Source organism: Flavobacteriales bacterium (assembly GCA_021739695.1).
Taxonomy (GTDB): Bacteria; Bacteroidota; Bacteroidia; order UBA10329; family UBA10329; genus UBA10329.
In genome coordinates this window covers 62,228-87,081 of the sequence record JAIPBM010000006.1, presented here as the reverse complement: position 1 = coordinate 87,081, position 24,854 = coordinate 62,228, and the positions used below count along the sequence as shown (strand labels likewise).

The 24,854-nt window shown below is 43.0% G+C and carries 36 protein-coding genes; 35 read left to right on the top strand and 1 reads right to left on the bottom strand.

All coding sequences use genetic code 11. The annotated features are described in order from the left end of the window. Positions 1-5: 5 nt before the first annotated feature. From K9J17_05315 to eno, 35 genes are all read left to right on the top strand, one after another. The gene (locus K9J17_05315; protein ID MCF8276136.1) at positions 6-3,533 is read left to right on the top strand and encodes a gliding motility-associated C-terminal domain-containing protein; all 3,528 of its coding nucleotides are present in this window, start codon (positions 6-8) and stop codon (positions 3,531-3,533) included. Between the two features lie 342 nt (positions 3,534-3,875). Then, complete coding sequence (rpsL, locus tag K9J17_05310) at positions 3,876-4,259, top strand: 30S ribosomal protein S12 (protein MCF8276135.1); 384 nt, start codon at positions 3,876-3,878, stop codon at positions 4,257-4,259. Between the two features lie 20 nt (positions 4,260-4,279). Further along, on the top strand, positions 4,280-4,753 hold the full coding sequence (rpsG, locus tag K9J17_05305) for a 30S ribosomal protein S7 (protein ID MCF8276134.1): 474 nt from the start codon (positions 4,280-4,282) through the stop codon (positions 4,751-4,753). Between the two features lie 18 nt (positions 4,754-4,771). Further along, positions 4,772-6,874, top strand: coding sequence for an elongation factor G (fusA, locus tag K9J17_05300; GenBank protein MCF8276133.1), 2,103 nt, complete (start codon positions 4,772-4,774; stop codon positions 6,872-6,874). A 41-nt stretch (positions 6,875-6,915) separates the two neighbouring features. Beyond that, complete coding sequence (gene rpsJ / locus K9J17_05295; protein MCF8276132.1) at positions 6,916-7,221, top strand: 30S ribosomal protein S10; 306 nt, start codon at positions 6,916-6,918, stop codon at positions 7,219-7,221. A 30-nt stretch (positions 7,222-7,251) separates the two neighbouring features. Then, a complete protein-coding gene (gene rplC, locus K9J17_05290; protein ID MCF8276131.1) occupies positions 7,252-7,887 on the top strand; it encodes a 50S ribosomal protein L3 in 636 nt (211 codons plus the stop codon). A gap of 2 nt (positions 7,888-7,889) precedes the next feature. Then, the gene (gene rplD / locus K9J17_05285) at positions 7,890-8,516 is read left to right on the top strand and encodes a 50S ribosomal protein L4 (protein MCF8276130.1); all 627 of its coding nucleotides are present in this window, start codon (positions 7,890-7,892) and stop codon (positions 8,514-8,516) included. A gap of 7 nt (positions 8,517-8,523) precedes the next feature. Continuing rightward, positions 8,524-8,814 carry a 50S ribosomal protein L23 gene (rplW, locus tag K9J17_05280; protein ID MCF8276129.1) on the top strand — a complete coding sequence of 97 codons (291 nt, stop codon included), beginning with the start codon at positions 8,524-8,526 and terminating at the stop codon, positions 8,812-8,814. Positions 8,815-8,820: 6 nt separating this feature from the next. Beyond that, on the top strand, positions 8,821-9,645 hold the full coding sequence (rplB, locus tag K9J17_05275) for a 50S ribosomal protein L2 (protein ID MCF8276128.1): 825 nt from the start codon (positions 8,821-8,823) through the stop codon (positions 9,643-9,645). Positions 9,646-9,652: 7 nt separating this feature from the next. Next, positions 9,653-9,919, top strand: a complete 267-nt coding sequence (gene rpsS / locus K9J17_05270; protein ID MCF8276127.1) for a 30S ribosomal protein S19 — start codon at positions 9,653-9,655, stop codon at positions 9,917-9,919. A 27-nt stretch (positions 9,920-9,946) separates the two neighbouring features. Next, on the top strand, positions 9,947-10,339 hold the full coding sequence (rplV, locus tag K9J17_05265) for a 50S ribosomal protein L22 (protein MCF8276126.1): 393 nt from the start codon (positions 9,947-9,949) through the stop codon (positions 10,337-10,339). A gap of 7 nt (positions 10,340-10,346) precedes the next feature. Then, positions 10,347-11,048: a 30S ribosomal protein S3 gene (rpsC, locus tag K9J17_05260; GenBank protein ID MCF8276125.1), complete on the top strand. Its 702-nt coding sequence runs from the start codon at positions 10,347-10,349 to the stop codon at positions 11,046-11,048. 29 nt (positions 11,049-11,077) lie between these two features. Next, complete coding sequence (gene rplP, locus K9J17_05255) at positions 11,078-11,500, top strand: 50S ribosomal protein L16 (protein MCF8276124.1); 423 nt, start codon at positions 11,078-11,080, stop codon at positions 11,498-11,500. Positions 11,501-11,514: 14 nt separating this feature from the next. Beyond that, the gene (rpmC, locus tag K9J17_05250) at positions 11,515-11,712 is read left to right on the top strand and encodes a 50S ribosomal protein L29 (protein ID MCF8276123.1); all 198 of its coding nucleotides are present in this window, start codon (positions 11,515-11,517) and stop codon (positions 11,710-11,712) included. Between the two features lies 1 nt (position 11,713). Further along, positions 11,714-11,977 carry a 30S ribosomal protein S17 gene (gene rpsQ, locus K9J17_05245; GenBank protein MCF8276122.1) on the top strand — a complete coding sequence of 88 codons (264 nt, stop codon included), beginning with the start codon at positions 11,714-11,716 and terminating at the stop codon, positions 11,975-11,977. Positions 11,978-11,980: 3 nt separating this feature from the next. After that, positions 11,981-12,349: a 50S ribosomal protein L14 gene (gene rplN / locus K9J17_05240; protein ID MCF8276121.1), complete on the top strand. Its 369-nt coding sequence runs from the start codon at positions 11,981-11,983 to the stop codon at positions 12,347-12,349. 17 nt (positions 12,350-12,366) lie between these two features. After that, a complete protein-coding gene (gene rplX, locus K9J17_05235) occupies positions 12,367-12,684 on the top strand; it encodes a 50S ribosomal protein L24 (protein ID MCF8276120.1) in 318 nt (105 codons plus the stop codon). After that, positions 12,684-13,232: a 50S ribosomal protein L5 gene (rplE, locus tag K9J17_05230; protein MCF8276119.1), complete on the top strand. Its 549-nt coding sequence runs from the start codon at positions 12,684-12,686 to the stop codon at positions 13,230-13,232. Before rplX ends, rplE begins: the two co-directional genes overlap by 1 nt. Before the next feature lie 6 nt (positions 13,233-13,238). Continuing rightward, on the top strand, positions 13,239-13,508 hold the full coding sequence (gene rpsN / locus K9J17_05225; protein MCF8276118.1) for a 30S ribosomal protein S14: 270 nt from the start codon (positions 13,239-13,241) through the stop codon (positions 13,506-13,508). A 16-nt stretch (positions 13,509-13,524) separates the two neighbouring features. Further along, positions 13,525-13,923 carry a 30S ribosomal protein S8 gene (gene rpsH, locus K9J17_05220; GenBank protein MCF8276117.1) on the top strand — a complete coding sequence of 133 codons (399 nt, stop codon included), beginning with the start codon at positions 13,525-13,527 and terminating at the stop codon, positions 13,921-13,923. Positions 13,924-13,943: 20 nt separating this feature from the next. After that, complete coding sequence (rplF, locus tag K9J17_05215) at positions 13,944-14,501, top strand: 50S ribosomal protein L6 (GenBank protein MCF8276116.1); 558 nt, start codon at positions 13,944-13,946, stop codon at positions 14,499-14,501. Between the two features lie 5 nt (positions 14,502-14,506). Next, the gene (gene rplR / locus K9J17_05210) at positions 14,507-14,860 is read left to right on the top strand and encodes a 50S ribosomal protein L18 (protein ID MCF8276115.1); all 354 of its coding nucleotides are present in this window, start codon (positions 14,507-14,509) and stop codon (positions 14,858-14,860) included. A 19-nt stretch (positions 14,861-14,879) separates the two neighbouring features. Further along, positions 14,880-15,383 carry a 30S ribosomal protein S5 gene (gene rpsE / locus K9J17_05205; protein ID MCF8276114.1) on the top strand — a complete coding sequence of 168 codons (504 nt, stop codon included), beginning with the start codon at positions 14,880-14,882 and terminating at the stop codon, positions 15,381-15,383. A gap of 22 nt (positions 15,384-15,405) precedes the next feature. Beyond that, a complete protein-coding gene (gene rpmD, locus K9J17_05200) occupies positions 15,406-15,582 on the top strand; it encodes a 50S ribosomal protein L30 (GenBank protein MCF8276113.1) in 177 nt (58 codons plus the stop codon). Positions 15,583-15,601: 19 nt separating this feature from the next. After that, entirely contained in the window at positions 15,602-16,048 is a 447-nt protein-coding gene (gene rplO, locus K9J17_05195) for a 50S ribosomal protein L15 (GenBank protein ID MCF8276112.1), read from the top strand. Between the two features lie 6 nt (positions 16,049-16,054). Beyond that, positions 16,055-17,404: a preprotein translocase subunit SecY gene (gene secY, locus K9J17_05190; protein MCF8276111.1), complete on the top strand. Its 1,350-nt coding sequence runs from the start codon at positions 16,055-16,057 to the stop codon at positions 17,402-17,404. 6 nt (positions 17,405-17,410) lie between these two features. Beyond that, the gene (infA, locus tag K9J17_05185) at positions 17,411-17,629 is read left to right on the top strand and encodes a translation initiation factor IF-1 (protein MCF8276110.1); all 219 of its coding nucleotides are present in this window, start codon (positions 17,411-17,413) and stop codon (positions 17,627-17,629) included. Positions 17,630-17,636: 7 nt separating this feature from the next. Next, positions 17,637-17,753 (top strand): type B 50S ribosomal protein L36, encoded by a 117-nt coding sequence (ykgO, locus tag K9J17_05180; GenBank protein ID MCF8276109.1) that lies wholly within the window; start codon positions 17,637-17,639, stop codon positions 17,751-17,753. Between the two features lie 33 nt (positions 17,754-17,786). Beyond that, on the top strand, positions 17,787-18,161 hold the full coding sequence (rpsM, locus tag K9J17_05175) for a 30S ribosomal protein S13 (GenBank protein MCF8276108.1): 375 nt from the start codon (positions 17,787-17,789) through the stop codon (positions 18,159-18,161). Positions 18,162-18,186: 25 nt separating this feature from the next. Next, positions 18,187-18,576 carry a 30S ribosomal protein S11 gene (gene rpsK / locus K9J17_05170; protein MCF8276107.1) on the top strand — a complete coding sequence of 130 codons (390 nt, stop codon included), beginning with the start codon at positions 18,187-18,189 and terminating at the stop codon, positions 18,574-18,576. Positions 18,577-18,598: 22 nt separating this feature from the next. Next, on the top strand, positions 18,599-19,204 hold the full coding sequence (gene rpsD / locus K9J17_05165; GenBank protein ID MCF8276106.1) for a 30S ribosomal protein S4: 606 nt from the start codon (positions 18,599-18,601) through the stop codon (positions 19,202-19,204). A 26-nt stretch (positions 19,205-19,230) separates the two neighbouring features. After that, entirely contained in the window at positions 19,231-20,223 is a 993-nt protein-coding gene (locus K9J17_05160; GenBank protein MCF8276105.1) for a DNA-directed RNA polymerase subunit alpha, read from the top strand. Positions 20,224-20,300: 77 nt separating this feature from the next. Beyond that, the gene (rplQ, locus tag K9J17_05155) at positions 20,301-20,849 is read left to right on the top strand and encodes a 50S ribosomal protein L17 (protein MCF8276104.1); all 549 of its coding nucleotides are present in this window, start codon (positions 20,301-20,303) and stop codon (positions 20,847-20,849) included. A gap of 83 nt (positions 20,850-20,932) precedes the next feature. Further along, positions 20,933-22,042, top strand: a complete 1,110-nt coding sequence (gene carA / locus K9J17_05150; protein MCF8276103.1) for a glutamine-hydrolyzing carbamoyl-phosphate synthase small subunit — start codon at positions 20,933-20,935, stop codon at positions 22,040-22,042. 26 nt (positions 22,043-22,068) lie between these two features. Then, positions 22,069-23,364 carry a phosphopyruvate hydratase gene (eno, locus tag K9J17_05145; GenBank protein ID MCF8276102.1) on the top strand — a complete coding sequence of 432 codons (1,296 nt, stop codon included), beginning with the start codon at positions 22,069-22,071 and terminating at the stop codon, positions 23,362-23,364. Here the strand turns inward: eno and K9J17_05140 are convergent. Next, positions 23,351-24,817, bottom strand: coding sequence for a glycosyltransferase family 39 protein (locus K9J17_05140; GenBank protein ID MCF8276101.1), 1,467 nt, complete (start codon positions 24,815-24,817; stop codon positions 23,351-23,353). The genes eno and K9J17_05140 overlap by 14 nt on opposite strands. Positions 24,818-24,854 lie beyond the last annotated feature (37 nt).

Here is a 24,854-nt window from a genome sequence, read left to right as displayed (position 1 = left end):
ATACCATGAGAAAAATTTATTTTCTAGCCATACTAAGCCTTTCGTTGCTGCTTAACGTGAATCTTTTGTTCGCGCAGTGCGGAACAACGCCTATTGCAGGAGACCTTATTATTTCGTCCAATACATCGCTTTCAGGCACCTACAACATCACAGGAACCTTTAGGGTTGACGCTGGTGTGGTTTGCACCGTCACGCCTTATTCAAGTGGAGGATGTGGGGAGCTGATAATCAATGCCTCAGATATTGAGGTCATTGGAGATATCATTGCTGATGGTGCTGGATTTTTAGGAGGAGCCGGTGGTACGGGCGGTGCTGCAGGAAACAACGTTGGTGCACTTACCGGATGTTTGGATAAAGACAACTGTTTGGTCATTGATGTCAATGGTGGTGCCGCAGGGGCTGCTGGTTCTGGGCCAGGTTCAGGGGCTTCTGGAAATGGTGGTTCTCTTGGCATGGGACCAAAACAGGCCTGTCAGAATTTTGGCGATGAATATGGATTTGTTGGCGGAGCTGGAGGTGCTGGTGGTGCTGGAGGCGGAAGCTATGGAGGTTTGGCCTTGCAAGGCGGAGCTGGTGGTGCAGGTGCAGCATACAATTCAGGTAACTTTTCAGGAATGAGTATAACTGGTTGCGCTAGCCCAACTGCAGGTACAGGTGGTACAGGTGGGGTCATCGGAGGAACGTACGGAACAACTACTGGTCCAGATATAGACCTTGGTTCTGGTGGAGCTGGAGGAGGTGGTGGAGGTAAGAGTGCTTCCAATGGCGCGACTGGTGCTGTTGGTGGGGCAGGAGGCGGCCTTGTTGCTCTCTACGCCACTGGCGACCTTACCGTAGCTGGAAACATCTCTGTCAATGGGTCTACAAGTGGAGTAGGCGGAAATGGAGGAAACGGAGGTACAACAACCGATTGCTGTTCTGATGCTTGCAACGATTGCGCTGAACGTACTTTTTCATCAGGTGCTGGCGGTGGCGGAGGCGCTGGTGGAGGTTCTGGTGGTGGAATCCTTCTTCAGGCCAATGGCATTTCAACTATTACAGGTACGCTTCGTTCTATTGGTGGAAACGGAGGAAATGGTGGAACAGGAGGAACAGGAACTTCAGGATGCAATTACAGCGCTCTGTTTTGCGGAAGTAGCAGTGGTTCTGCAAATGCTGGAACTGGTGGTAATCTTGGAGGTGGCGGTTCAGGCGGTCGAATCAAAATTTTCCAAAGCCCTTGCCAACCGAACGTGATCAGTGCAAGTGTGCTTATCAATGGTGGAACTGGTTTTGGCGGAGTAGCCGCAGACGGCACATATCACTTAGGCGATATTGCCGTTATCATTCCTCCAACGCTTACAGCAGTGGTGGATAGCGTTAGTTGTTTTGGATTGGCTGATGGTGCAGCAACCGTAAGTATTTCGGGAGGAACAGCACCATTCACGTATTCTTGGTTGCCTGTTGGAGGAAATGCTGCAACTGCCACCAACTTAGCTGCAGGGTCTTACGATGTGATGGTGACCGATTCTAACGGATGTATGGTCACGCAATCAGTGGTCATTCCACAGCCAGATACTTTGACGGCACAGGTCTTCGGAACCATCGATGCAAACTGCTTCGGTTCTAATACAGGCGAAGCTTCTGTGATGGGCTTTGGCGGAACATCTCCTTACACTTACCTATGGAATGATCCTCAAACGCAGAATACAGCTACAGCAGTAAGCCTACCTGTAGGTTCTTGGGTTGCCCAGGTCACAGATGCAAATGGATGCGTGGCAACCGATACGGTCGTCACAGGCCAGCCAGCTCCGTTTGCTGCTAGTGTCACTATCGATCAGCAAGTAGCTTGCTTTGGACAATCTAACGGACAGGCCACGGTTTCTGCCAATGGATCCAATCTTAGTTATTCTTGGGATGACCCTGCATCGCAGCAAACAGCTACAGCTTCTGGTCTTGCAGCTGGAACCTATAATGTAACAGTGGCATCTTCTCAAACCTGCGATACTACGATCACGGTGGTCATAACTGAGCCTGCAGTTCTCACCTTGCTTGCGGTTCAAAATCAACAAGTGTCTTGTAATGGTGGAAGCGATGGTATTGCGCTTGCCACTACTTTGGGCGGAACAGCTCCATTCTCTTATCAGTGGAATGACCCGAACCTGCAAACAACCGCAAGTGCTACAGGTCTTGCAGCAGGAACATACAACGTAATCGTTACTGATGCTAATCTGTGCACCACTTCAGGCTCGGTCACTATCACACAGGCCTCCGCCATGTCGATAGCTGTTTCTATTGATAACGCCAGTTGTAATGGTCTTTCAGATGCATCCATCCAAGCAATTGTTTCAGGCGGAACTCCCGGATATCAGTATACGTGGAATCCGGGTAACATTTCAGGAAATCCGCTCACGGGTATTCCTGCCGGATCTTATTCTGTAACCGTTACCGATGCCAATAACTGCACGGCCGATTTTCAGAACATCTTGGTACAAGAACCATTACCGATCGTACTTTCCCTTGCTCAGACACAGAACGTCAGTTGCAATGGTGCATCCGATGGTTTGGCAGAAGTGAGTGCCTTAGGAGGAACTCCAGGCTATACGTATCTGTGGGACGACCCAACGGCACAGTCAACCGCGTTGGCAGGTGGACTGCCTCCTGGAACGTACTCGGCATTAGTTACAGACGCTAACGGTTGCACTGCACAGTGGTTGAATGTCAACATTACCGAGCCAGACGCATTGGTTATCACTGTCACATCTACCACTTCCATTACCTGCGATTATTCTGAAGATGGAATGGCAGAAACACAAGTGTCAGGCGGAACCTTGCCGTACAGTTATTCTTGGAATGATCCAGACAATCAAACAGGAAGTACAGCGTTGGGGCTTCCAGCAGGCAGCTTTACTGCAACAGTTACAGATGGCAACGGATGTACTGCACAGGCCACAGCAACCATCAACCCACCTGCATTTGTGCTTAACGCAGATTTCAGCCTAAGCCCACAGGCAGGTTTGCAGCCACTTGAAATAACTGTAACCAACCTTTCCGAAGGAGGAACTGCATACCAATGGATATTTGGCGATGGAAACACCATCACCACGTACGATACAGCTTCGTTCCAATTCCTCTATGCCGATTCTGGAACTTTCAGCCTCACTTTGGTGGCTTACAACGATGTAACGGGTTGTACCGATACCATGACCATCACAGATGGTGTTTCCGTAGAGCCAACTTCGTTGATCATTGTTCCAAACGTTATTACACCTAATGGCGATGGACTGAATGACATGTTTCCGATAGACCCGATTGAGAATGACTTCTTCCCATTCAAGATCCGTAACATCTACGATTTCAGAGGAGAGATATTCAACCGATGGGGAGAGAAGGTGTACGAATGGACACAACCGCTTGCAGGTTGGGATGGACGTTCTACCAGCGGACTTGAACTCAATAGCGGAACCTACTTCTATGTCATCACTGCCAAAGGAGTGGACGGAGAAAAAGTAACCGACTATAAGTTTAACGGAGACGTGACGCTTATCAGATAGAATCGTATTCATAATGAATAAAGAAGCCGCTTGTATAGCGGCTTTCTTTTTTTAAGCACGAGCCATGCATTATGGATGGTCATTCGCTTGATTTAATTGCTCAAGGTCATAATCGATGGGCTAAGTCTATGAATGTTTTATCTGAGTCAAGAGATACCTGATGTAAAGACTTAAAAGCCTGCTTTTCAGCGGGTTTTTGTATTTCAGGGCGATCTAAAAATCACATGTGAGAAAAAGAATTTGCATTTAATCTATTTCCGCTTGTTTTTTAGCAACAAGTTTGTACTTTTGCCGACCCTTAAATAATAGGGTATTGAACTAAAAATCAACGAAAGCCGCGCTATGCCTACGATTCAGCAGCTTGTAAGGAACGGAAGAAAGACGATTACTAATAAAAGTAAATCGGCTGCATTAGATTCTTGTCCGCAAAGAAGAGGTGTTTGTATTAGAGTATATACAACCACTCCAAAGAAACCGAATTCAGCTATGAGAAAAGTAGCAAGGGTTCGTCTAACCAATGGTAAAGAGGTTAACTCTTATATCGGTGGAGAAGGACACAACCTACAAGAGCACTCTATTGTGTTGGTAAGAGGTGGTAGAGTAAAAGACCTTCCAGGTGTTCGTTACCACATCGTTCGTGGTGCATTGGATACTGCAGGTGTTGGTGATAGAAAACAAGGTCGTTCCAAGTATGGTACGAAACGTCCAAAGGTGAAAAAAGCATAAGCATTAAGAGTCTATAGACAATGAGAAAGTCGATTCCTAAAAAAAGAGAGTTAGTTCCAGATCCTAAATTCAAGGATACTTTGGTAACTCGTTTCGTCAATAGCTTAATGCTTGATGGAAAGAAAAGTGTAGCGCTTACTGTTTTCTACGATGCCATTGCTATCGTTGATCAAAAAGCAGGCGAAGAGGAGAACGGGTTGGATGTGTTCAAAAAAGCATTGAACAATATCATGCCTCCTGTTGAGGTGAAAAGTAGAAGAGTAGGTGGGTCTACCTTCCAAATTCCTATCGAAGTTCGTCCAAAAAGAAAATTGGCATTGGGTATTACATGGATGATCATGTATGCTAAAAAACGTAATGATAAATCGATGGCCAGAAAATTGGCTGCAGAGATCATTGCTGCTGCAAAAGAAGAAGGCGCAGCTTACAAGAAGAAAGAAGATACATTGAGAATGGCAGAGGCAAATAAAGCCTTCTCTCATTTCAAGTTCTAATAAGGTAGTAGAAAGAAGATGGCTGACTTAAGATATACAAGGAACATTGGTATTGCTGCCCACATTGATGCGGGTAAGACAACAACTACTGAGCGTATCCTTTTCTATGCAGGTGTTAATCACAAGATAGGTGAGGTGCATGATGGTGCCGCTACTATGGACTGGATGGAGCAAGAGCAGGAGCGTGGTATCACCATTACTTCAGCTGCTACTACATGTTTTTGGAAATACAAAGACGACAATTACAAGATTAATATCATTGACACACCAGGACACGTTGACTTTACCGTTGAGGTAAATCGTTCGCTACGTGTATTGGACGGTCTTGTATTCCTTTTCTCTGCTGTTGATGGTGTTGAGCCACAATCAGAGACTAACTGGAGATTGGCCGATAATTACAACGTTACACGTCTTGGTTTTGTAAACAAGATGGACCGTTCAGGCGCTGACTTCTTGAAAGTCGTTAAGCAAGTGCGCGAAATGTTGGGTGGTAATGCAGTTCCATTACAATTGCCTATCGGAGCAGAAGAGACCTTCAAAGGGGTGGTTGACCTTGTTTACTACCGTGCAATGGTATGGAACGAGGATGATCATGGAATGACCTTCAAGGAAGTAGAAATTCCTGCTGATATGAAGGCTGAAGTAGATGAGTGGAGAGAGAAATTGTTGGAGTCAGTTGCTGATTTCGATGATACCTTGATGGAGAAATACTTCGATGATCCAGCATCTATTACAGAGGCTGAAGTTATTTCGGCTCTTCGTAAAGCATGTGTAGCCAATAAGGTAATCCCTATGTTGTGCGGTTCTGCTTTCAAGAACAAAGGTGTGCAGACCATGTTGGATTACGTGATGGAATTGATGCCAAGCCCGCTTGACATGGAGAACATCACAGGAACCAATCCAGACACGGATGAGCCTGTAAGCAGAAAACCAGAGGTTTCAGAGCCATTTTCAGCACTTGCGTTTAAAATTGCTACCGATCCATTCGTAGGTCGTCTTTGCTTCTTCCGTGCTTATTCTGGAAGATTGGAGGCTGGTTCTTACGTATTCAATACACGTACAGGGAAGAAAGAGCGTATATCACGTATCTTCCAAATGCACGCAAACAAGCAGAACTCAATTCCATTCATCGAAGCAGGTGATATAGGTGCTGCGGTAGGTTTCAAAGACATCAAAACAGGCGATACGCTTTGCGATGAGAAGTTTCCTATCATTCTGGAATCAATGAATTTCCCAGAGCCAGTGATCGGATTGGCCATCGAGCCTAAGACACAGGCCGACATGGATAAGTTGGGTGTTGCTCTTGGTAAATTGGCAGAAGAAGATCCAACCTTTGTTGTACACACAGATCAAGATTCTGGTCAAACAGTTATCTCTGGTATGGGCGAGCTTCACCTTGAGATCATCATCGACCGATTGAGACGAGAGTTCAAGGTTGAGGTTAATCAAGGAGCTCCACAGGTAACTTATAAAGAGGCTATCACTGGTAAGGTTGCACACCGCGAGGTTTACAAGAAACAATCTGGTGGTCGTGGTAAATTCGCTGATATCCAATTCGAATTGGGACCTGTTGATGCAGATTTCGTTGGAGAAGGTCTTCAGTTTGAAAACAAGATCAGCGGTGGTAACATTCCAAGAGAATTCATCCCATCTATTGAGAAAGGTTTCAAAATGGCCATGAACAATGGTGTATTGGCTGGCTTCAAAATGGACACGATGAAAGTGACCTTGAATGATGGATCATTCCACGCGGTTGACTCGGATGCCCTTTCGTTTGAAATCTGCGCGCAGATCGCTTACAAAGAAGCTGCTAGAAAAGCAGGTCCAGTGCTGCTTGAGCCGATCATGAAGGTTGAAGTTGTTACTCCAGAAGAGAACATGGGAGACGTTATGGGTGACCTTAACAGAAGACGTGGTCAGATGCAAGGAATGGACAGCAGAGGAACAGCTCAGGTTGTTAAATGTCTTGTGCCACTTTCAGAGATGTTCGGATATGTTACTCAATTGAGAACGATTACTTCAGGTAGAGCGACATCTACCATGGAATTCGATCACTTCGAGCCATGTCCAAGAAACGTTTCTGAAGAAGTAATTGCACGTGTAAAAGGAGAAAAAGTGTAGAGGGGTTTGATGCCTCAAACCCTAACTAGTCAATAAGAATCATGACACAGAGAATAAGAATAAAGCTCAAATCGTACGACCATAACTTGGTTGACAAGAGCGCTGAGAAAATTGTGAAGACAGTAAAAGCAACCGGAGCCATCGTTAGTGGACCGATTCCTTTGCCAACACACAAAAAGATCTACACGGTGCTTCGCTCTACGCACGTTAACAAAAAGTCGAGAGAGCAGTTCCAATTCAGCTCTTACAAGAGACTGTTGGATATCTACAGCAGCACGGCTAAAACAGTTGATTCGTTGATGAAACTGGAATTGCCAAGTGGAGTAGAAGTGGAGATTAAAGTATAACGTTAGAGTTAACCAGTAAATAATTAGGTCATGTCTGGACTTATAGGAAAGAAAATAGGAATGACTAGCTTGTACGATGCTACAGGTAAGAACATTCCATGTACCGTTCTCGAAATTGAACCGTGTGCTGTCACTCAAGTAAAAACTACTGAGACAGATGGTTACACAGCTATTCAATTAGGAACTGGCGAACGCAAAGCCAAACGAACTACTTCAGCGCTCAATGGTCACTTCAAAAAGGCCAAAACAGAGCCGAAGCGTAAGATGGTGGAGTTCAGAACAACACATGGCTACACACAATTTGAGTCTGCCGTATTGGGAGCTGAGATCGGAGTAGCAGATATCTTCGTAGAAGGAGATTACGTGGATGTTGTCGCCAAATCAAAGGGAAAAGGATTTCAAGGTGTTGTAAAACGTCATGGATTCGCTGGAGTTGGTCAAGCCACTCACGGTCAGCACAACAGGGCACGTCACCCGGGTTCAGTTGGTGCATGTTCTTATCCTGCTAGGGTTTTCAAAGGCCTTAGAATGGGTGGACAGACCGGTGATAAAAGAGTTAAAGTTCAGAACCTTCAGGTTTTGGCTGTGGATGCAGAAAGAAATCTACTTGTTTTGAGTGGTGCTGTTCCAGGAGCTAAAGGTTCATACATTATTGTAGAGAAGTAATAATGGAATTAGCAGTAGTAGACAAAGCAGGTAAGGCAACTTCCAAAAAAGTGAAGTTGAGCGCAGACGTTTTCGGAATAACTCCGAATGAGCATGCCATCTACCTAGACGTAAAGCAATATTTGGCCAACCAACGCCAAGGTACCAGCAGCTCTAGAGAGCGATCTGAAGTACGTGGAAGTACACGTAAGATCAGAAAGCAGAAAGGATCTGGTGGAGCGCGTTTTGGGGACATCAAAAGCCCATTGTTGAGAGGTGGAGGTCGAGTATTCGGTCCACGTCCAAACGATCACAGCTTCAAGTTGAACAAAAAGCTGAAGCAAGCAGCTCGTAGATCAGCTTTGTCTCTAATGGCCAATGATAATGCCATTACAGTGGTTGAGGACTTCAAATTCGATGCCGCAAAAACGAAAGAATACATTCAGTTTTTGGCTAATTTGAAGCTATCAGACAAAAAAACTTTGCTAGTTCTAAATGAGCAGGATAAAAACATATATTTGTCCTCCCGAAATTTGAAGGGTGCGAAAGTCGTAACTGTGTCAGAATTAAACACTTACGGTATTTTAAACGCAAATAATCTACTCCTTTCGGAGAGTGCAATTGCGACAATTGAGAAAAGTTTAAGCTAATAAAGCGATGGAAGTTCTTGTTAAACCTTTGATAACTGAGAAAATGACGGACATGGGCGCTAAGCTCGGTCAGTACGGTTTCGTTGTCAATAGAAAGGCCAATAAGGTTGAAGTAAAGCAGGCCGTGGAGAAGATGTATGGCGTTAATGTTGAGTCTGTTAACACAATGATTATTCCAGGGAAAAAGCGAAGCAGAAACACCAAAAGCAAATTTATTGTAGGAAGAACATCTGCAGTGAAGAAAGCTATTGTTACGCTGGCCGAAGGACAATCCATTGATTTTTATAGCAATATCTGATAGACCATGGCTGTAAGAAAACTGAACCCGACTACTCCGGGACAAAGACATAAAGTCGCTAGTACGTTTGAAACTGTAACTACTGATAGACCTGAAAAGTCTTTGGTACAGGGACAGAGCAAATCAGGTGGTAGAAACAACACTGGTAAAATGACCATGCGCTACATTGGTGGTGGTCACAAGAGAAAGTACCGTATCATCGATTTTAAACGTAACAAGGATGGAATTCCTGGAACGGTTAAAAGTGTCGAGTATGATCCAAATAGAAATGCGCGTATTGCACTTCTCTATTATGCTGACGGAGAAAAACGATACGTTATTGCTCCTAAAGGAATTGAAGTAGGTCAAACACTTCTATCTGGTAAAGGGACTGCACCAAACGTTGGTAATACCTTATTCCTGAGTGAAATTCCAATGGGTACAGTAGTTCACTGTATTGAATTGCGACCAGGACAAGGAGCAATTCTTGCCAGAAGCGCAGGTTCTTATGCTCAATTGGTTGCCAGAGAAGGAAAGTATGCAACATTGAAAATGCCTTCAGGAGAGATCAGAATGATTCTCGTAACCTGCAAAGCAACTGTCGGAACAGTTTCGAATAGTGATTTCAGCTTGGAAGTGTCTGGTAAAGCAGGACGATCAAGATGGTTAGGAAGAAGACCGCGAACTAGAGCAGTTGTAATGAACCCGGTTGATCACCCAATGGGTGGTGGTGAAGGAAAGTCCTCTGGAGGGCATCCAAGATCTAGAAAGGGAATTCCTGCAAAAGGATACAAGACTAGAAGCAAAGTGAAAGCTTCCAGCAAGTACATAGTTGAAAAAAGAAAGAAGTAATTAGGTAATGGCAAGATCACTTAAAAAAGGGCCTTTTATAGATTTCAAGCTTGAAAAACGAGCTGTTGAAGCCCAAGAAAGCAAAAAGAAGACTGTGATCAAAACTTGGTCAAGAAGATCAGTTATCAGTCCAGATTTTGTAGGTCTTACTATTGCTGTGCATAACGGGAACAAGTTTATCCCTGTTTATGTAACTGAGAACATGGTAGGTCACAAGTTCGGTGAATTCTCGCCAACGAGAACATACCGTGGACACGGAAAAGGTAAGAAGTAATAAAAGCGTATCTCCAAGCTTAAAGCAATGGGAAAGAGAAAAAAACTGATGGCAGATGCAATGAAGGAAGCGCGAAAGACGCAGTACTTCGCTTCATTGAAAAATGTGCCTACATCACCAAGGAAAATGAGATTGGTGGCCGATATGGTGAGAGGAATGGAAGTTGATAAGGCGCTATACGCGTTGAAACTCCATCCGAAGGAAGCATCAGGAAGAATTGAAAAGCTTTTGCTTTCTGCTCTTTCAAATTTCGAGCAGAAAAGCAACGGAACCGTTGATGCTTCAACACTTTTTGTGAAGGAGATTTCGGTAGACGGTGGACGAGCATTGAAAAGATTGCAGACAGCTCCACAGGGCCGAGCACATAGAATTAGAAAAAGATCAAACCACGTAACACTTGTTTTAGATAGCAAGAACTGATTGACGCATGGGACAGAAGACAAATCCGATAGGTAATAGACTGGGAATCATCAAAGGTTGGGATTCCAACTGGTATGGTGGTAAAGACACTCCAGCAAAAATTGAGGAGGATTACAAAATCCGTAAGTACCTGCGTGCGCGTTTGGCAAAAGCAAGTATCTCTAAGATCATTGTGGAGCGTACCCTTAAGTTAGTTACCGTTACGGTAAACACTGCTAGACCAGGAATCATTATCGGAAAAGGTGGTAGCGAGGTTGACAAATTGAAAGAGGAGTTGAAAAAAATCACTGGTAAAGAGGTTCAGATCAACATCTTCGAAATTAAAAGACCAGAGCTTGATGCTCGGTTAGTAGGAGAAAGCATTGCACGCCAATTGGAAGGTCGTATCTCTTTTAGAAGAGCGGTTAAGATGGCAGTTGCTTCAACCATGAGAATGGGAGCTGAAGGAATTAAAGTGCAAGTGAGCGGAAGATTGGGTGGAGCTGAGATGGCACGTTCTGAAATGTATAAGGATGGAAGAATTCCACTTCACACATTCAGGGCAGATATTGATTACGCTCACGTGGAGGCACACACAACCTATGGTCGACTTGGAATAAAAGTATGGATCATGCTAGGTGAGGTTTATGGTAAGAGAGATCTTGCTCCGAACTCAACCGTTCAAAGCAAGAAACCAGCACGTTTGGCCAAACGAGACAGAAAGCAATAATTAGGTAGAACAGGAAGAACAGCAAAGCTATGCTACAGCCAAAAAGGACGAAGTTCCGCAAAATGCATAAAATGAAGATGAAAGGTGTTGCCAATCGTGGCAATCAGTTGGCCTTTGGTTCATTTGGTATAAAAGCGGAAGAAGGTGCATGGATCACCGCTCGTCAGATCGAATCAGCACGTATCGCGGTAACGAGATACATGAAGAGAGAAGGACAAGTTTGGATCAAAGTGTTTCCAGACAAACCGATTACTAAGAAACCAGCCGAAGTAAGGATGGGTAAGGGTAAAGGTTCTCCAGAATATTGGGTAGCGGTTGTAAAACCTGGTTGCGTGATGTTCGAAATTGACGGTGTAGACATGGCAACAGCCAAAGAAGCACTTCGATTGGCAGCTCAAAAACTGCCGATTACCACCAAATTCATGGTGAGAAGAGATTACACAGGAGCCTAAGATTTTAGAGGACAATGGAAAACGCAGTAATAAAAGAATTGTCAAGCGAAGAGCTTTTGGACCGATTGGCCGAAGAGCGACTGAAACTTGCTAAATTGAAAATGAATCATGCGGTATCTCCTATAGAGAACCCGCAAGAACTTAAACACGCCCGAAGATTAATCGCAAGGTTGATGACCGAACGAACTTCTAGAAGCAAAGTAGTTAGCTGAGATGGAGAATACAGCAAGAAACCTTAGAAAGGAAAGAATCGGGGTTGTCGTTAGCGACAAAATGGATAAAACCATTACCGTAAGTGTTGAGCGTAAAGTGAAGCACCCGATGTACGGAAAGTTCGTAAAGATGACCAAGAAATTCCATGCTCATGATGAGAAGAATGACTGCGGAATCGGTGACACTGTTCGAATTATGGAAACACGTCCATTGAGCAAGTCTAAGAACTGGAGATTGGTAGAAATCATTGAAAAAGCCAAATAAGCCATGATACAAACAGAATCAAGACTTAAGGTCGCGGATAACAGTGGTGCTAAAGAAGTTCTTTGCATCCGTGTTCTTGGAGGAACAAGAAAACGATATGCTCGAATCGGAGACACAATTGTAGTAACAGTAAAAGACGCAGTTCCTTCTGGAAATGCGAAAAAAGGATCTGTTTCTAAAGCGGTTGTTGTTCGAACTAAGAAAGAGACAAGAAGACAAGACGGTTCTTATATCCGTTTTGATGATAACGCAGTGGTTCTGTTGAATGCAGCTGGCGAGATGAGAGGAACACGGATCTTCGGACCTGTTGCCCGTGAGTTGAGAGAGAAACAATACATGAAGATCGTATCATTGGCACCAGAGGTGCTTTGATATAAAGAGGCAAAGCAATGGCAAAGTTTCATATAAAGAAAGGCGACACGGTAAAAGTGATTTCCGGAGAGTCTAAAGGAGAAGAGGGTAAAGTTCTTGAGGTTTACCCAACCAAGAACAGAGCCTTGGTTGAAGGTGTGAACATCGTAAAACGACACACCAAACCAAACGCAGCACATCCTAACGGAGGTATTGTAGAGAAAGAAGCTTCAATCCAACTATCTAACCTGATGTTGGTTGATCCTAAAACAGGTGAACCTACTAGAACTGGTAGAAAACTGGTTGATGGTAAGCTTGTAAGATATTCTAAGAAATCGGGAGAAGTAATTAAGTGATGAGTACTACACCAACTCTTAAAGCAAAGTACCAGGCAGAGATAGTTCCTGCACTGAGGGAGAAGTTCCAGTACAAAAGTGTAATGGAAGTTCCAAAATTGGAAAAGATCTGCCTTAACCAAGGACTTGGTCAAGCAGTATCAGATAAGAAGATTCTTGAGTCTGCTCTTGCTGATATGACAATGATCGCTGGACAGAAAGCTGTTGCTTCCGTATCTAGGAAAGACATCTCTAACTTCAAATTGCGTAAAGGTGTGCCAATTGGAGCACGTGTTACTCTTAGAGGAGATAAGATGTATGAATTCTTGGAAAGACTGGTAGCGGTTGCTCTTCCACGAGTTAGAGATTTCCGAGGAGTAAGCCCAAAAGGATTTGATGGAAGAGGTAACTATAACCTTGGAATCACCGAGCAGATCATTTTCCCAGAGATTGATATTGAGAAAGTAAACAAGATACTTGGTATGGACATCACTTTCGTGACAACTGCCAAAACTAACGAAGAAGGACTCGCTCTATTGAAAGAGTTCGGAATGCCATTTAAAAAGTAAGCTGACATGGCCAAAGAATCAATGAAAGCAAGAGAGCGTAAGCGTGCCGCAATGGTAGCGCGATATGCTGAAAAAAGAGCCAGACTAAAGGAAGAAGGCGATTACCAAGCTTTGGCTCGTATGCCAAAGAACAGTGCCGCCATCAGAATGCACAACAGATGTAGCATTACCGGTCGTCCTAAAGGTTACATGAGGGATTTCGGCATCAGCAGAATCCAGTTCAGAGAAATGGCCAATTCTGGTCTTATCCCTGGAGTTAAAAAGGCAAGTTGGTAAGCGATTTATTCGAAAGATTATGACAGATCCAGTAGCAGATTACCTAACAAGAGTTAGAAACGCGATTCAAGCGAATCACAAGGTTGTGGATATCCCAGCCTCTAACATTAAGAAAGCCATTACCAAGATCCTTTTCGAAAAAGGATATATCCTTAACTACAAGTTTGAGGAAGAAGGTGTGCAAGGCAGCATTAAAATTGCACTTAAATACAATCCACAAACGAAGGTTAACGCCATCAAAGGATTGGAAAGAGCAAGTAAGCCTGGTTTGAGAAAATACGCAGGAGCGGGAACGATTCCTCGTGTGAAAAACGGACTAGGTGTTGCAGTTGTGTCAACTTCAAAAGGAGTAATGACCGATAAGGAAGCAAGAACGCTTAATGTAGGGGGAGAAGTTCTCTGCTACGTTTACTAAGAACAGAAAGAAACAGAACGATGTCTAGGATAGGATTAGCACCGATTGAAGTACCTCAAGGAGTTGAGATAACCATAGGTGAAGACAACACGGTTACCGCTAAAGGTTCTTTGGGAACATTGACTCAGAAAGTTGATGGTTCTATTAAAATGGAATTGAAAGACGGAACATTAGAGTTGGCTCGCCTGAATGAAATGAAGCAGACAAAGGCTTTTCATGGTCTTTATCGCTCACTTATCTTCAACATGGTTGCAGGTGTTTCCAAAGGTTGGGAAAAGAAGATGGAGCTTGTAGGTGTTGGTTATCGCGCTAGCAATAACGGTCAACAATTGGAGCTTTCATTGGGATTTTCTCACAACGTTATCTTCTTACTACCAGAGCAGATCAAAATTGAAACTGCAATGGAGCGTGGTAAGAATCCAACGATCACATTGAAGTCTCATGACAAACAGTTGATCGGACAGGTAGCAGCAAAGATCCGCTCATTGAGAAAACCTGAGCCTTACAAAGGAAAAGGTATTCGTTTCGTTGGAGAATTGGTTAGAAGAAAAGCTGGTAAATCAGCTAGTAAAAAATAAGTAGAATGGCTACTAAGAAAGATAAAAGAGAGAAGATCAAGAAGCGAATCAGAAGCATTGTTTCTGGTTCAGCTCAAAGACCAAGAATGTCTGTGTTCAGAAGCAACAAAGAGATTTACGTTCAGTTGGTTGATGATCTTGAAGGAAAGACACTTCTTGCAGCGTCTTCTGCAGATAAAGGAATTGCTGCTGAAAAGATCAATAAGACAGAAGTGGCAACTCTTGTAGGTAAACTTATTGCTGAGAGAGCGAAAGAAGCCGGAATCGAGAATGTTGTTTTCGATAGAAACGGATACTTGTACCATGGTCGCGTAAAAGCGTTGGCCGAAGGTGCAAGAGAAGAAGGATTGAAGTTCTAATCGCAGCACGACAGAAAAGATGAAAAAAGTTAAAGCAACTGATATTGAACTGAAAGACCGCGTAGTTGGTATTCAGCGTGTAACGAAGGTTACCAAAGGTGGACGAACTTTCAGCTTCTCAGCTATTGTAGTTGTTGGAGACGAGAACGGAGTTGTTGGTCACGGTCTTGGAAAAGCAAAAGAGGTTACAGAGGCAATTGCCAAAGGAATTGATGATGCTAAGAAAAACCTTATCCGTGTGCCTATCATCAACGGAACTGTTCCTCACGAACAAGAGAACAAGTATTGCGGTGCTCGAGTTTTCATGAAGCCTGCATCTCTTGGTACCGGTGTTATTGCAGGAGGAGCAATGCGTGCAGTGCTTGAAGCTGCAGGTGTAAAAAACGTTCTTGGCAAATCAAAAGGTTCGTCAAATCCACACAACGTGGTAAAAGCAACGTTCCTTTGCCTAAGCGAAATGAGAGATGCCATTGCGGTATCTAACCAAAGAGGAGTTAAACTAGACGTAGTATTCAACGGATAAACCGTCTAAGGAGATAAAGCAAATGGCTACTATCAAAGTAAAACAAGTAAAAAGCGCTATCAACCGTCCATTAAGACAAAAGTTGACGCTTCAGGCACTAGGCCTAAGAAAATTGAATCAAGTAGTTGAGCACGAAGCCAACCCAGCAATTTTGGGAATGGTAGCGAAGGTCAGCCACATGGTGGAAGTAATTAAGTAATTGATAAGGATTTAGAACGATGGGTCTAAGTAATTTAACACCAGCAACGGGTTCTACAAAAAGTAGAAAACGAATTGGACGAGGAGAAGGAAGCGGAAAAGGCGGAACTTCTACACGTGGTCACAAAGGAGCTAAGTCTCGTTCCGGCTACAAGAAGAAAGTAGGTTTTGAAGGTGGACAAATGCCTCTTCAAAGACGTGTTCCTAAGTTTGGATTCAAGAATCCTTTCAGAGTGGAATATCACGGAATCAATCTTGATGCTCTTCAGAAATTGGTTGATGAGAAGAAATTCACAACAATCACTCCTGAATTGTTGGTTGAAAATGGTCTTTCTGGAAAGAACGAGCTTGTTAAAATATTGGGAAGAGGAGAGCTGAAAGCCAAAATTGAGGTTACAGCTCACGGATTCTCTAAAACAGCAGTAAGTGCAATCGAGGCAGCTGGAGGAACAGTTGTTACGCTATAAGATTAGATGAAGAATTTCTTAAATACACTTCAGAACATCTGGAAGATTGAAGATCTAAGGACGAGGATACTCAACACCTTAGGTTTCATTCTTATCTACAGAATAGGTTCGTTCGTAGTGTTGCCAGGATTGGACCCAGCAAAATTGGGTGCGCTTCAGGCACAAACTTCGGATGGTATCCTTGGACTGTTGAATATGTTCTCTGGAGGTGCGTTCTCTAACGCTTCCATTTTCGCCTTGGGTATTATGCCTTACATTTCGGCTTCTATTGTGTTGCAGTTGGCCGGTATGGCTGTTCCTGCATTGCAGAAGTTGCAGAAGGAAGGAGAGAGCGGAAGAAAGAAGATAAATCAGTACACACGTTATCTGACAATCTTGATCACTGCAGGTCAAGCTCCTGGTTACATAGCGAATCTACAATCTCAATTGCCATCTGATGCGTTCCTAACATCTCCAAGTCTTTTCTGGTTTACAGCTTGGCTTATTCTGATCACAGGTACTGTATTCGTAATGTGGTTGGGAGAACGGATCACTGATAAAGGAATTGGAAACGGTATTTCACTACTCATCATGGTAGGAATCATTGCACGTTTGCCATTCTCTTTCGTAGCAGAAGCGCTATCTAAATTGGACACTACAGGTTCTGGAGGTCCGGTGTTCTTGCTAGTAGAATTGGTGTTCCTGTTCTTGGTAATTGTATTCTCTATTCTTTTGGTTCAAGGAACACGAAGAATTCCGGTTCAAGTTGCAAGAGCTGCTATTTCAGGTCGTCAAGCATTGCCTCAGGGAGGAACACGTCAGTACATTCCGCTTAAAGTAAATGCAGCTGGTGTTATGCCGATCATCTTTGCTCAGGCAATCATGTTTGTTCCAATTACTCTTGGAGGGTTTGCCGGAGAAAGCGCATCTTGGTTTGTAACAGCATTTTCTGATTTCACAGGACCAACTTACAATATCACGTTCTTCTTGTTGATCATTGTGTTCACGTATTTCTATACTGCAATTACTATCAATCCAAACCAAATGGCTGAGGATATGAAACGTAATGGTGGATTCATTCCAGGTGTGAAACCAGGAAAGAAAACAGCAGAATACATCGACAATATCATGTCAAGGATTACACTACCAGGATCTATTTTCCTTGGTATTGTAGCCATCCTTCCATCAGTGGCCATGGTTTTCGGAGTGAATGCACAATTCGCTCAGTTCTATGGAGGAACTTCACTGTTGATCATGGTAGGTGTTGTATTGGATACACTGCAACAAATTGAAAGTCATTTGTTAATGCGTCATTATGATGGATTGATGAAGTCTGGTAGAATTAAGGGTCGTTCATCAATGAGTATGTCAGCATAATCATAAATGGCGAAACAAGCATCAATAGGTCAGGACGGAACAGTAGTGGAAGCATTATCAAATGCCATGTTTCGTGTTGAATTGGAAAATGGTCATGTTATCACGGCACATATTTCAGGAAAGATGCGAATGCATTACATTAAGATCCTACCAGGAGACAAAGTGAAAGTAGAAATGAGTCCTTACGATCTTTCAAAAGGACGTATTACATACCGATATAAATAATTGCAAGATGAAAGTCAGGGCGTCAGTAAAAAAGAGAAGTGAAGATTGCAAGATCGTTAAGAGAAAGGGACGGGTCTATGTGATCAACAAGAAAAATCCACGGTTTAAGCAAAGACAAGGTTAATAGCCGTCTTACTAATAGTATAGAAACAATAGCATGGCAAGAATTGCAGGAATAGATCTTCCAAAGAATAAGAGAGGTGAGATAGGACTTACCTACATCTACGGTATTGGCAGAGTAACCGCTGGTAAAATATTGGATAACGCCAATATCAGCCGCGATAAAAAGGTGGAAGAATGGAATGACGATGAGCAGTCGGCAATCCGTGAAGCTATCGGTCTTATTAAAACCGAAGGTGAACTTCGCTCACTGACCCAAATGAACATCAAGCGTTTGATGGATATCGGATGTTACCGAGGAATCCGTCATCGTTCAGGTCTTCCACTTCGTGGACAAAGGACTAAGAATAACTCAAGAACCAGAAAGGGAAAGAGAAAAACAGTTGCCAACAAGAAGAAGGTAACCAAGTAATAATAGACTTCGATAATTCGAGGAAATGGCAAAGACATCAAAAACAACAAGAAAAAGAACCGTTAAGGTTGATGCAGTTGGAGAAGCGCATATCAATGCAACATTCAATAACATCATTATCTCACTTACTAACACAAAAGGCGAAGTTATTTCTTGGTCATCTGCAGGTAAGCAAGGTTTCAGAGGTTCTAAGAAGAATACACCTTACGCTGCTCAGACAGCTGCGGCCGATTGTGCCAAAGTTGCATATGATGCAGGTTTGAGAAAAGTAAAGGTGTTTGTGAAAGGACCAGGAGGCGGCCGTGAATCAGCAATCAGGAACATCCATGCAAATGGAATTGAAGTGACTGAGATCGTTGATGTTACTCCACAACCGCACAATGGATGTCGTCCACCTAAGAAAAGAAGAGTTTAATACACGCATTATTTAAGCGAACATGGCCAGATATACAGGACCAAAATCAAAGATTGCACGTAAGTTCGGAGAAGCTATCTACGGACCAGACAAGTACTTGGAGAAGAAAAACTATCCTCCAGGAGCGCATGGTAACAACAGACGTAGAAAGAAACTTTCTGACTACGGTGTGCAGTTGATGGAAAAGCAAAAGGCGAAGTACACTTACGGAATGCTTGAGAAGCAATTCGAGAACTTGTTCAAGAAAGCATCTAGCAAATCAGGAATTACCGGTGAAGTACTTCTTCAGTATTGCGAAGCAAGATTGGACAACGTGGTTTACAGATTAGGCATTGCCAACTCTCGCGCTGCAGCTCGTCAATTGGTTTCTCATCGTCACATTACTGTTGATGGAGCAGTTTGCAACATTCCTTCATGTTCAATTAAACCAGGACAGAGAATTGCTGTTCGGGAAAAATCAAAAGCACTGGAAGTTGTAAGTGATTCATTGTCTTCAAATTCATGCGACAGTGCTTGGTTAACTTGGAACCCTTCAAGTATGGAAGGTGTGTTCATGCATTATCCAACAAGAGACGAAATTCCAGAAAACATCAATGAGCAACTCATTGTTGAATTGTATTCTAAGTAATAACTGCTAAAAGGCAACAAACAATCATGGCAATACTTGATTTTCAAAAACCTGATAAAGTGATCATGCTCAATTCAGATGAGCGTGTTGGAGAATTCGAATTCCGCCCACTTGAACCAGGTTACGGTATCACTATCGGTAATTCTTTGAGAAGAATCCTTCTCAATTCATTGGAAGGTTTCGCAATCACCTCTGTTCGACTGGATGGAGTGGATCATGAATTCTCAACACTTAGCGGTGTTGTTGAAGATGTGACCGAGATGATACTTAACTTGAAGCAAGTACGGTTCAAACGTCAGATAGACACTCAAGAAAGCGAACGAGTTTCTGTTAGCATTTCTGGTCAAGATAAATTCACTGCTGGAGACATAGGTAAATTCCTTACTGGTTTCCAAGTGTTGAATCCAGATCACGTTATCTGTCATATGGAAAAGTCAGTAAAACTGAACTTGGACATTACGATTGATAAGGGTCGTGGTTATGTTCCTGCAGAGGAGAACAAACCTGCTAGCGCACCAGTTGGAACTATTGCAATTGATGCTATTTTCACTCCGATCAAGAATGTGAAATATTCAATCGACAATTTCCGTGTTGAGCAAAAGACTGACTACGAGAAATTGATGATGGAAATCACAACTGACGGTTCAGTGCATCCAAAAGAAGCATTGAAAGAAGCAGCTAAGATTCTAATTCATCACTTCATGCTTTTCTCTGATGAGAAAATCACGTTGGAAGATGAGGTGAAGAAACCAGAGCAAGAATTTGACGAAAATGCAATGCATATGCGTCAATTGTTGAAAACCAAGTTGGTTGACATGGATCTTTCTGTTAGAGCATTGAATTGCTTGAAAGCAGCTGACGTTGAAACTTTGGGTGATCTTGTTTCTTACAATAAGAACGATCTATTGAAGTTCAGAAACTTCGGTAAGAAATCGCTTACTGAATTGGACGATCTGGTACACGCAAAGAACTTGACGTTCGGAATGAACCTTGCCAAATACAGACTAGACGAAGATTAATTATAGAGCTTCAAGTAGCGGATTAAAGGTCTTTTTTAGACCTTTGAACCTCAAACTTTGAACGTTGAACTACAGTAATGAGACACAGAAAAGGTTTTAACCATTTAGGGAGAAAGAAGGGGCACAGAAGAGCATTGCTTGCTAACATGGCGAGTTCTCTTATCGTGCACAAGAGAATCACAACTACCTTGGCAAAAGCCAAAGCGTTGAGGTCATACATCGAACCGCTTATCACCAAATCGAAAGATGACGCTACACATTCACGTAGAGTAGTTTTTAGCTATTTGAATGATAAAGAAGCAACTGCAGAGCTTTTTAAAGAAGTTTCTCCTAAAGTAGCTGACCGTCCAGGTGGTTATACTCGAATCATTAAGCTCGAGAACCGTCTTGGGGATAATGCAGATATGGCATTGATTGAGTTGGTTGACTTCAACGAACTTCTTATAAAAGAAGCTAAGCCTAAAAAAGCAAGAAGAAGCAGAAGAGCTGGTTCTGGAGCTAAATCTGAAACAGTTGCTGCACCTGCAGTCGTTGTTGAAGAGCCGAAAGCTGAAGTTGCTGAAGAAGCACCTGCAGCAGAAGAAGCTCCTGAGAAAGAAGAAGGAGAAGAATCGAAAGAGGCTTGATTTTAAAACGTGTTTAAAAGTTGATAAAAGGACGGACCGATTAAGGTTCGTCCTTTTTTATTTTTGCCCAAACCCAAGAATAGATGAAATACCAGAATAGACCTGACGCAATCCTACTTCTTCAAGATGGAACTATTTTTCGAGGAAAAGCGGCTGGAAAAATTGGTACAACCACTGGAGAAATCTGTTTCAACACTGGGATGACCGGTTATCAGGAGATTTTTACCGATCCATCTTATTTCGGACAGATACTGGTGACCGCAAGTGTTCATATTGGAAACTACGGTGTCAGCGCTGCTGACGTAGAATCCGATGCGATGAAGATCAGTGGTCTGGTCTGCAAGTACTTCTCGCCAAACTACAGTCGTCCAAGTGCTAACGGAAACATCCAAGACTATTTTGAAAAGAATCAAGTTGTTGGAATTTCTGATGTTGATACACGAGCAATCGTTCAACACATTAGAGATAAAGGCGCCATGAATGCAATCATATCTTCTGCTGAATTGGACCTTGAAGTCTTGAGTAGCAAATTGAAAGAGGTTCCGTCAATGGAAGGCTTGGAGCTTTCTTCTAAAGTCTCCACTCAAGAACCATTCTTCTTTGGCGATGAAAATGCTGAGCACCGAGTTGCTGTATTGGATATTGGTGTGAAGAAGAACATTCTGAGATGCCTTTCTGATAGAGGATGCTACCTGAAAGTTTATCCAATGGATACACCATTCGAACAGATTATGGATTGGAATCCATCTGGATTTATGATTTCGAATGGACCTGGTGATCCAGCTGCAATGCCAAATGTGAGTGCAACTGTCACAAAAATGATCGACTCTGGAATTCCCGTTTTCGGAATCTGCCTAGGTCATCAAGTGATGGCAATCAGTCAAGGCATTTCAACCTTTAAAATGCATAATGGCCATCGCGGCATCAATCACCCGATTAAGAACCTGATAACTGGAAAATGTGAAGTGACTTCACAGAATCATGGTTTCGTTGTCAATCGAGAAGATTGCGAGAAAAATGATGCAGTTGAGATTACTCATGTTCATTTGAATGATAATACAGTTGCAGGATTGAGGCTGAAAGGCCGTCCAGTATTCAGCGTTCAGTATCATCCTGAATCTTCTCCGGGGCCAAATGATAGCCGATACCTTTTCGATGAATTTATCAAGAACATGGAGTCAGTTCTTGCCTGATAAAACAACAATTCAATACTTTTTTCATGACCTATATATCAAGCGTTGTAGCCCGTCAGATTTTAGATTCTCGCGGAAATCCTACTGTTGAAGTTGACGTTGTAACTCAAAACGGAGTGCTCGGACGTGCTGCAGTTCCATCTGGAGCATCTACAGGAGAGCACGAAGCGGTTGAGCTTCGAGATGGAGACATGGACGTTTACCTTGGAAAAGGAGTACTGAAAGCGGTAGAGAATGTGAACGGACCCATTGCCGAAGCTATTGTTGGAATGCACGCTTTCGATCAGCACTTGATTGATAAGGCTATGATTGATCTTGATGGAACAGCCAACAAAGGAAATCTTGGTGCCAACGCTATTTTAGGTGTTTCCATGGCCGTGGCTAAAGCTGCTGCTGAAGAAGCTGGTCAACCATTGTTCCGTTACGTTGGAGGGGTGAATTCAAATCTGCTTCCAATACCGATGATGAATATCATCAATGGAGGTTCGCACGCAGATAATAGCATCGATTTTCAGGAATTCATGATCATGCCTGCTGGTGCCGGATCATTTTCAGAAAGCCTGCGAATGGGAGTTGAAGTATTCCATCACTTGAAAGCTGTTTTGAAGAAAGGTGGATATTCAACAAATGTTGGCGATGAAGGCGGTTTTGCACCGAATCTCAAATCGAATGATGAAGCTGTTGAGGTTATTCTTAAAGCCATTGAAAATGCAGGTTATCGTCCAGGTGAAGATATTTTCCTGGCAATGGATGCGGCCAGTTCTGAGTTCTATTTGAAGGATGAAGGAGTTTATCATCTCCATAAATCTACTGGCGATAAATTGAGCAGTTCAGACATGGTTTCGTTGTGGAAAGATTGGACCTCTAAGTATCCGATCGTTTCGGTAGAAGATGGTTTGGATGAGAACGATTGGACTGGATGGAAACAATTGACGGACACTATTGGAGGCAAGGTTCAATTGGTTGGAGATGACCTATTCGTTACGAATGTAGAGCGCTTAGCGCGAGGCATAGATGAAGGAATTGCCAATTCAATTCTTGTGAAAGTAAATCAGATTGGTTCGCTTACTGAGACCATCAATGCGGTAAAACTGGCCACCGCAAATAAGTATACATCGGTGATGAGTCATCGATCTGGAGAAACGGAAGATGTAACGATTGCGGACCTTGCCGTTGCCTTAGGAACTGGTCAGATCAAAACGGGTTCAGCTTCGCGAACAGACAGGATTGCCAAATACAATCAACTGCTCAGAATTGAGGAATTGCTGGGCGATGAGGCGCAATTCCTTGGCAAACAGATGAAGTTTCTTAAAGGGCGCTAGTCGATTTCAACGGATAAACCGCAATTCCATCTTCATTGAATAATGGTTCTCCTAAGAACTGATTCAGGCTTTCGGTGTTTTCGACAAAATCGGTGTTCGAATAAAGGAATTTTGCGCCTTGATCAATATGATCATTAAGATTTTCTGCCGTTAGCCAATTCTGTTCAAACGTCCATCCTTTTTTCTTAATGTGGTACAGGAAAATGTGAGTTGATGGGTCGTTCCCAACAACCACGAGCGCCTCATTGGGAATAAGAAGTTGAAGTTCTTCCTTATGCTTAAGTAGTGAGGCTTCGAATCCCATTGAAGTCCATCGTTGATTGGTTCTTAGATAAGCTGTCAGCGGAAGAATTGCCAATGCCGTAAAACCGACATATCGCATCCATTTTTGTTGATGAGTAGTGACGCGTTTGAAACCAGCAGTCACCAAAAGGAAGATCATTGGTAGAAACGGAAAAAAGTAATAATCGTGAGCGAGTCCGATCATGTTTACCTCGTACAGATAATATAGAAGCACAGATCCGAACATGAATATTTCAGAAGAATATTTCTTCAGGAAACCTTTCGTTTGGAAAAGCACGGTAATGCCTACAAGGAAAAATAGGATTGAAGCATAGTTGATGAAAAGCTCGGGCAACAACGAGTGAAAGACACCCCAAATATGGCTTAATGCTGAAGCGTAATCGAATGATGATTCTGCGCTAACACCACCTATCAGAGCCTTATTTGTCCAAGTTGGAATAACCCAAGCGTACCAACACAAAGAAGGTAGCATTATCAACCCAAGGATTCCTGTTTCCAACGCTGTTCTCCTGATACGATTAGAAGTTGATCTTCCCAAGAAAATTGGAATGTAGCCTGCTCCAAAAAGAATAAAAGGAAGCTTAACGGCTGTAGCAAGTGAAAGAAACAGTGAGAACAATATCTGTGAAAAAAAGGATGGTTCTGTTTGGATCCGCTTGAGAAAAACCAAACTCCAGATTGCAAAGCACAATGCAAGATTATCGGGCAGCGGATTGATAGCGTAGTAGAACAGAACAGGCGACCACGCAAAACACCACATACCGATGGCGCTGATGAATCGAGATTGTCGATAAGCAAGCAATAGTCGATAAAAACCTAAGCCGCTGAGCAGCGAAATGACAAACGAGAGAATCCGAACGATAATGAGATTGTTCCCGAACCACTTATAGAACCAAGCGAAGATCCATTGCATCAGTGGAAATTCCATTCTTGAAATACCATCGCCAGATCCCCGAGAATTTATTCTGGGATCAAGGATGTTCATGTTCTCGAAAGCAAAATTTTCCACCACCGTCATGGTCTGAGTTTGACGCCAGGCATGAATTCCCATGATGTCGCGTTCCCAAATATTCCAGTGCAATGCAATGCCTAGGAACACAATAATTCCGAAAATGTAAATCGGTTGTATCGAAAATTGTTTCTGAGACATCAAGCGAAAATAAACAAGTCGCCAAGCTAGTGGTTAT

Excerpts from the sequence above, each read along its gene's own strand:
- rplF (MCF8276116.1), top strand. The coding sequence starts at position 13,944 with ATGTCTAGGATAGGATTAGCACCGATTGAAGTACCTCAAGGAGTTGAG.
- rplN (MCF8276121.1), top strand. The coding sequence starts at position 11,981 with ATGATACAAACAGAATCAAGACTTAAGGTCGCGGATAACAGTGGTGCT.
- rpmC (MCF8276123.1), top strand. The coding sequence starts at position 11,515 with ATGGAAAACGCAGTAATAAAAGAATTGTCAAGCGAAGAGCTTTTGGAC.
- eno (MCF8276102.1), top strand. The coding sequence starts at position 22,069 with ATGACCTATATATCAAGCGTTGTAGCCCGTCAGATTTTAGATTCTCGC.
- rpsL (MCF8276135.1), top strand. The coding sequence starts at position 3,876 with ATGCCTACGATTCAGCAGCTTGTAAGGAACGGAAGAAAGACGATTACT.
- rplW (MCF8276129.1), top strand. The coding sequence starts at position 8,524 with ATGGAAGTTCTTGTTAAACCTTTGATAACTGAGAAAATGACGGACATG.
- rplP (MCF8276124.1), top strand. The coding sequence starts at position 11,078 with ATGCTACAGCCAAAAAGGACGAAGTTCCGCAAAATGCATAAAATGAAG.
- rplB (MCF8276128.1), top strand. The coding sequence starts at position 8,821 with ATGGCTGTAAGAAAACTGAACCCGACTACTCCGGGACAAAGACATAAA.
- rpsN (MCF8276118.1), top strand. The coding sequence starts at position 13,239 with ATGGCCAAAGAATCAATGAAAGCAAGAGAGCGTAAGCGTGCCGCAATG.
- rpsJ (MCF8276132.1), top strand. The coding sequence starts at position 6,916 with ATGACACAGAGAATAAGAATAAAGCTCAAATCGTACGACCATAACTTG.
- rplV (MCF8276126.1), top strand. The coding sequence starts at position 9,947 with ATGGGAAAGAGAAAAAAACTGATGGCAGATGCAATGAAGGAAGCGCGA.
- rpsS (MCF8276127.1), top strand. The coding sequence starts at position 9,653 with ATGGCAAGATCACTTAAAAAAGGGCCTTTTATAGATTTCAAGCTTGAA.
- rpsQ (MCF8276122.1), top strand. The coding sequence starts at position 11,714 with ATGGAGAATACAGCAAGAAACCTTAGAAAGGAAAGAATCGGGGTTGTC.
- infA (MCF8276110.1), top strand. The coding sequence starts at position 17,411 with ATGGCGAAACAAGCATCAATAGGTCAGGACGGAACAGTAGTGGAAGCA.
- rpsC (MCF8276125.1), top strand. The coding sequence starts at position 10,347 with ATGGGACAGAAGACAAATCCGATAGGTAATAGACTGGGAATCATCAAA.
- rpsE (MCF8276114.1), top strand. The coding sequence starts at position 14,880 with ATGAAAAAAGTTAAAGCAACTGATATTGAACTGAAAGACCGCGTAGTT.
- rplE (MCF8276119.1), top strand. The coding sequence starts at position 12,684 with ATGAGTACTACACCAACTCTTAAAGCAAAGTACCAGGCAGAGATAGTT.
- rpmD (MCF8276113.1), top strand. The coding sequence starts at position 15,406 with ATGGCTACTATCAAAGTAAAACAAGTAAAAAGCGCTATCAACCGTCCA.
- K9J17_05315 (MCF8276136.1), top strand. The coding sequence starts at position 6 with ATGAGAAAAATTTATTTTCTAGCCATACTAAGCCTTTCGTTGCTGCTT.
- rplX (MCF8276120.1), top strand. The coding sequence starts at position 12,367 with ATGGCAAAGTTTCATATAAAGAAAGGCGACACGGTAAAAGTGATTTCC.
- rpsG (MCF8276134.1), top strand. The coding sequence starts at position 4,280 with ATGAGAAAGTCGATTCCTAAAAAAAGAGAGTTAGTTCCAGATCCTAAA.
- K9J17_05160 (MCF8276105.1), top strand. The coding sequence starts at position 19,231 with ATGGCAATACTTGATTTTCAAAAACCTGATAAAGTGATCATGCTCAAT.
- rplR (MCF8276115.1), top strand. The coding sequence starts at position 14,507 with ATGGCTACTAAGAAAGATAAAAGAGAGAAGATCAAGAAGCGAATCAGA.
- K9J17_05140 (MCF8276101.1), bottom strand. The coding sequence starts at position 24,817 with ATGTCTCAGAAACAATTTTCGATACAACCGATTTACATTTTCGGAATT.
- rplQ (MCF8276104.1), top strand. The coding sequence starts at position 20,301 with ATGAGACACAGAAAAGGTTTTAACCATTTAGGGAGAAAGAAGGGGCAC.
- rplC (MCF8276131.1), top strand. The coding sequence starts at position 7,252 with ATGTCTGGACTTATAGGAAAGAAAATAGGAATGACTAGCTTGTACGAT.
- rpsM (MCF8276108.1), top strand. The coding sequence starts at position 17,787 with ATGGCAAGAATTGCAGGAATAGATCTTCCAAAGAATAAGAGAGGTGAG.
- rpsK (MCF8276107.1), top strand. The coding sequence starts at position 18,187 with ATGGCAAAGACATCAAAAACAACAAGAAAAAGAACCGTTAAGGTTGAT.
- rplD (MCF8276130.1), top strand. The coding sequence starts at position 7,890 with ATGGAATTAGCAGTAGTAGACAAAGCAGGTAAGGCAACTTCCAAAAAA.
- fusA (MCF8276133.1), top strand. The coding sequence starts at position 4,772 with ATGGCTGACTTAAGATATACAAGGAACATTGGTATTGCTGCCCACATT.
- carA (MCF8276103.1), top strand. The coding sequence starts at position 20,933 with ATGAAATACCAGAATAGACCTGACGCAATCCTACTTCTTCAAGATGGA.
- rpsD (MCF8276106.1), top strand. The coding sequence starts at position 18,599 with ATGGCCAGATATACAGGACCAAAATCAAAGATTGCACGTAAGTTCGGA.
- secY (MCF8276111.1), top strand. The coding sequence starts at position 16,055 with ATGAAGAATTTCTTAAATACACTTCAGAACATCTGGAAGATTGAAGAT.
- rplO (MCF8276112.1), top strand. The coding sequence starts at position 15,602 with ATGGGTCTAAGTAATTTAACACCAGCAACGGGTTCTACAAAAAGTAGA.
- ykgO (MCF8276109.1), top strand. The coding sequence starts at position 17,637 with ATGAAAGTCAGGGCGTCAGTAAAAAAGAGAAGTGAAGATTGCAAGATC.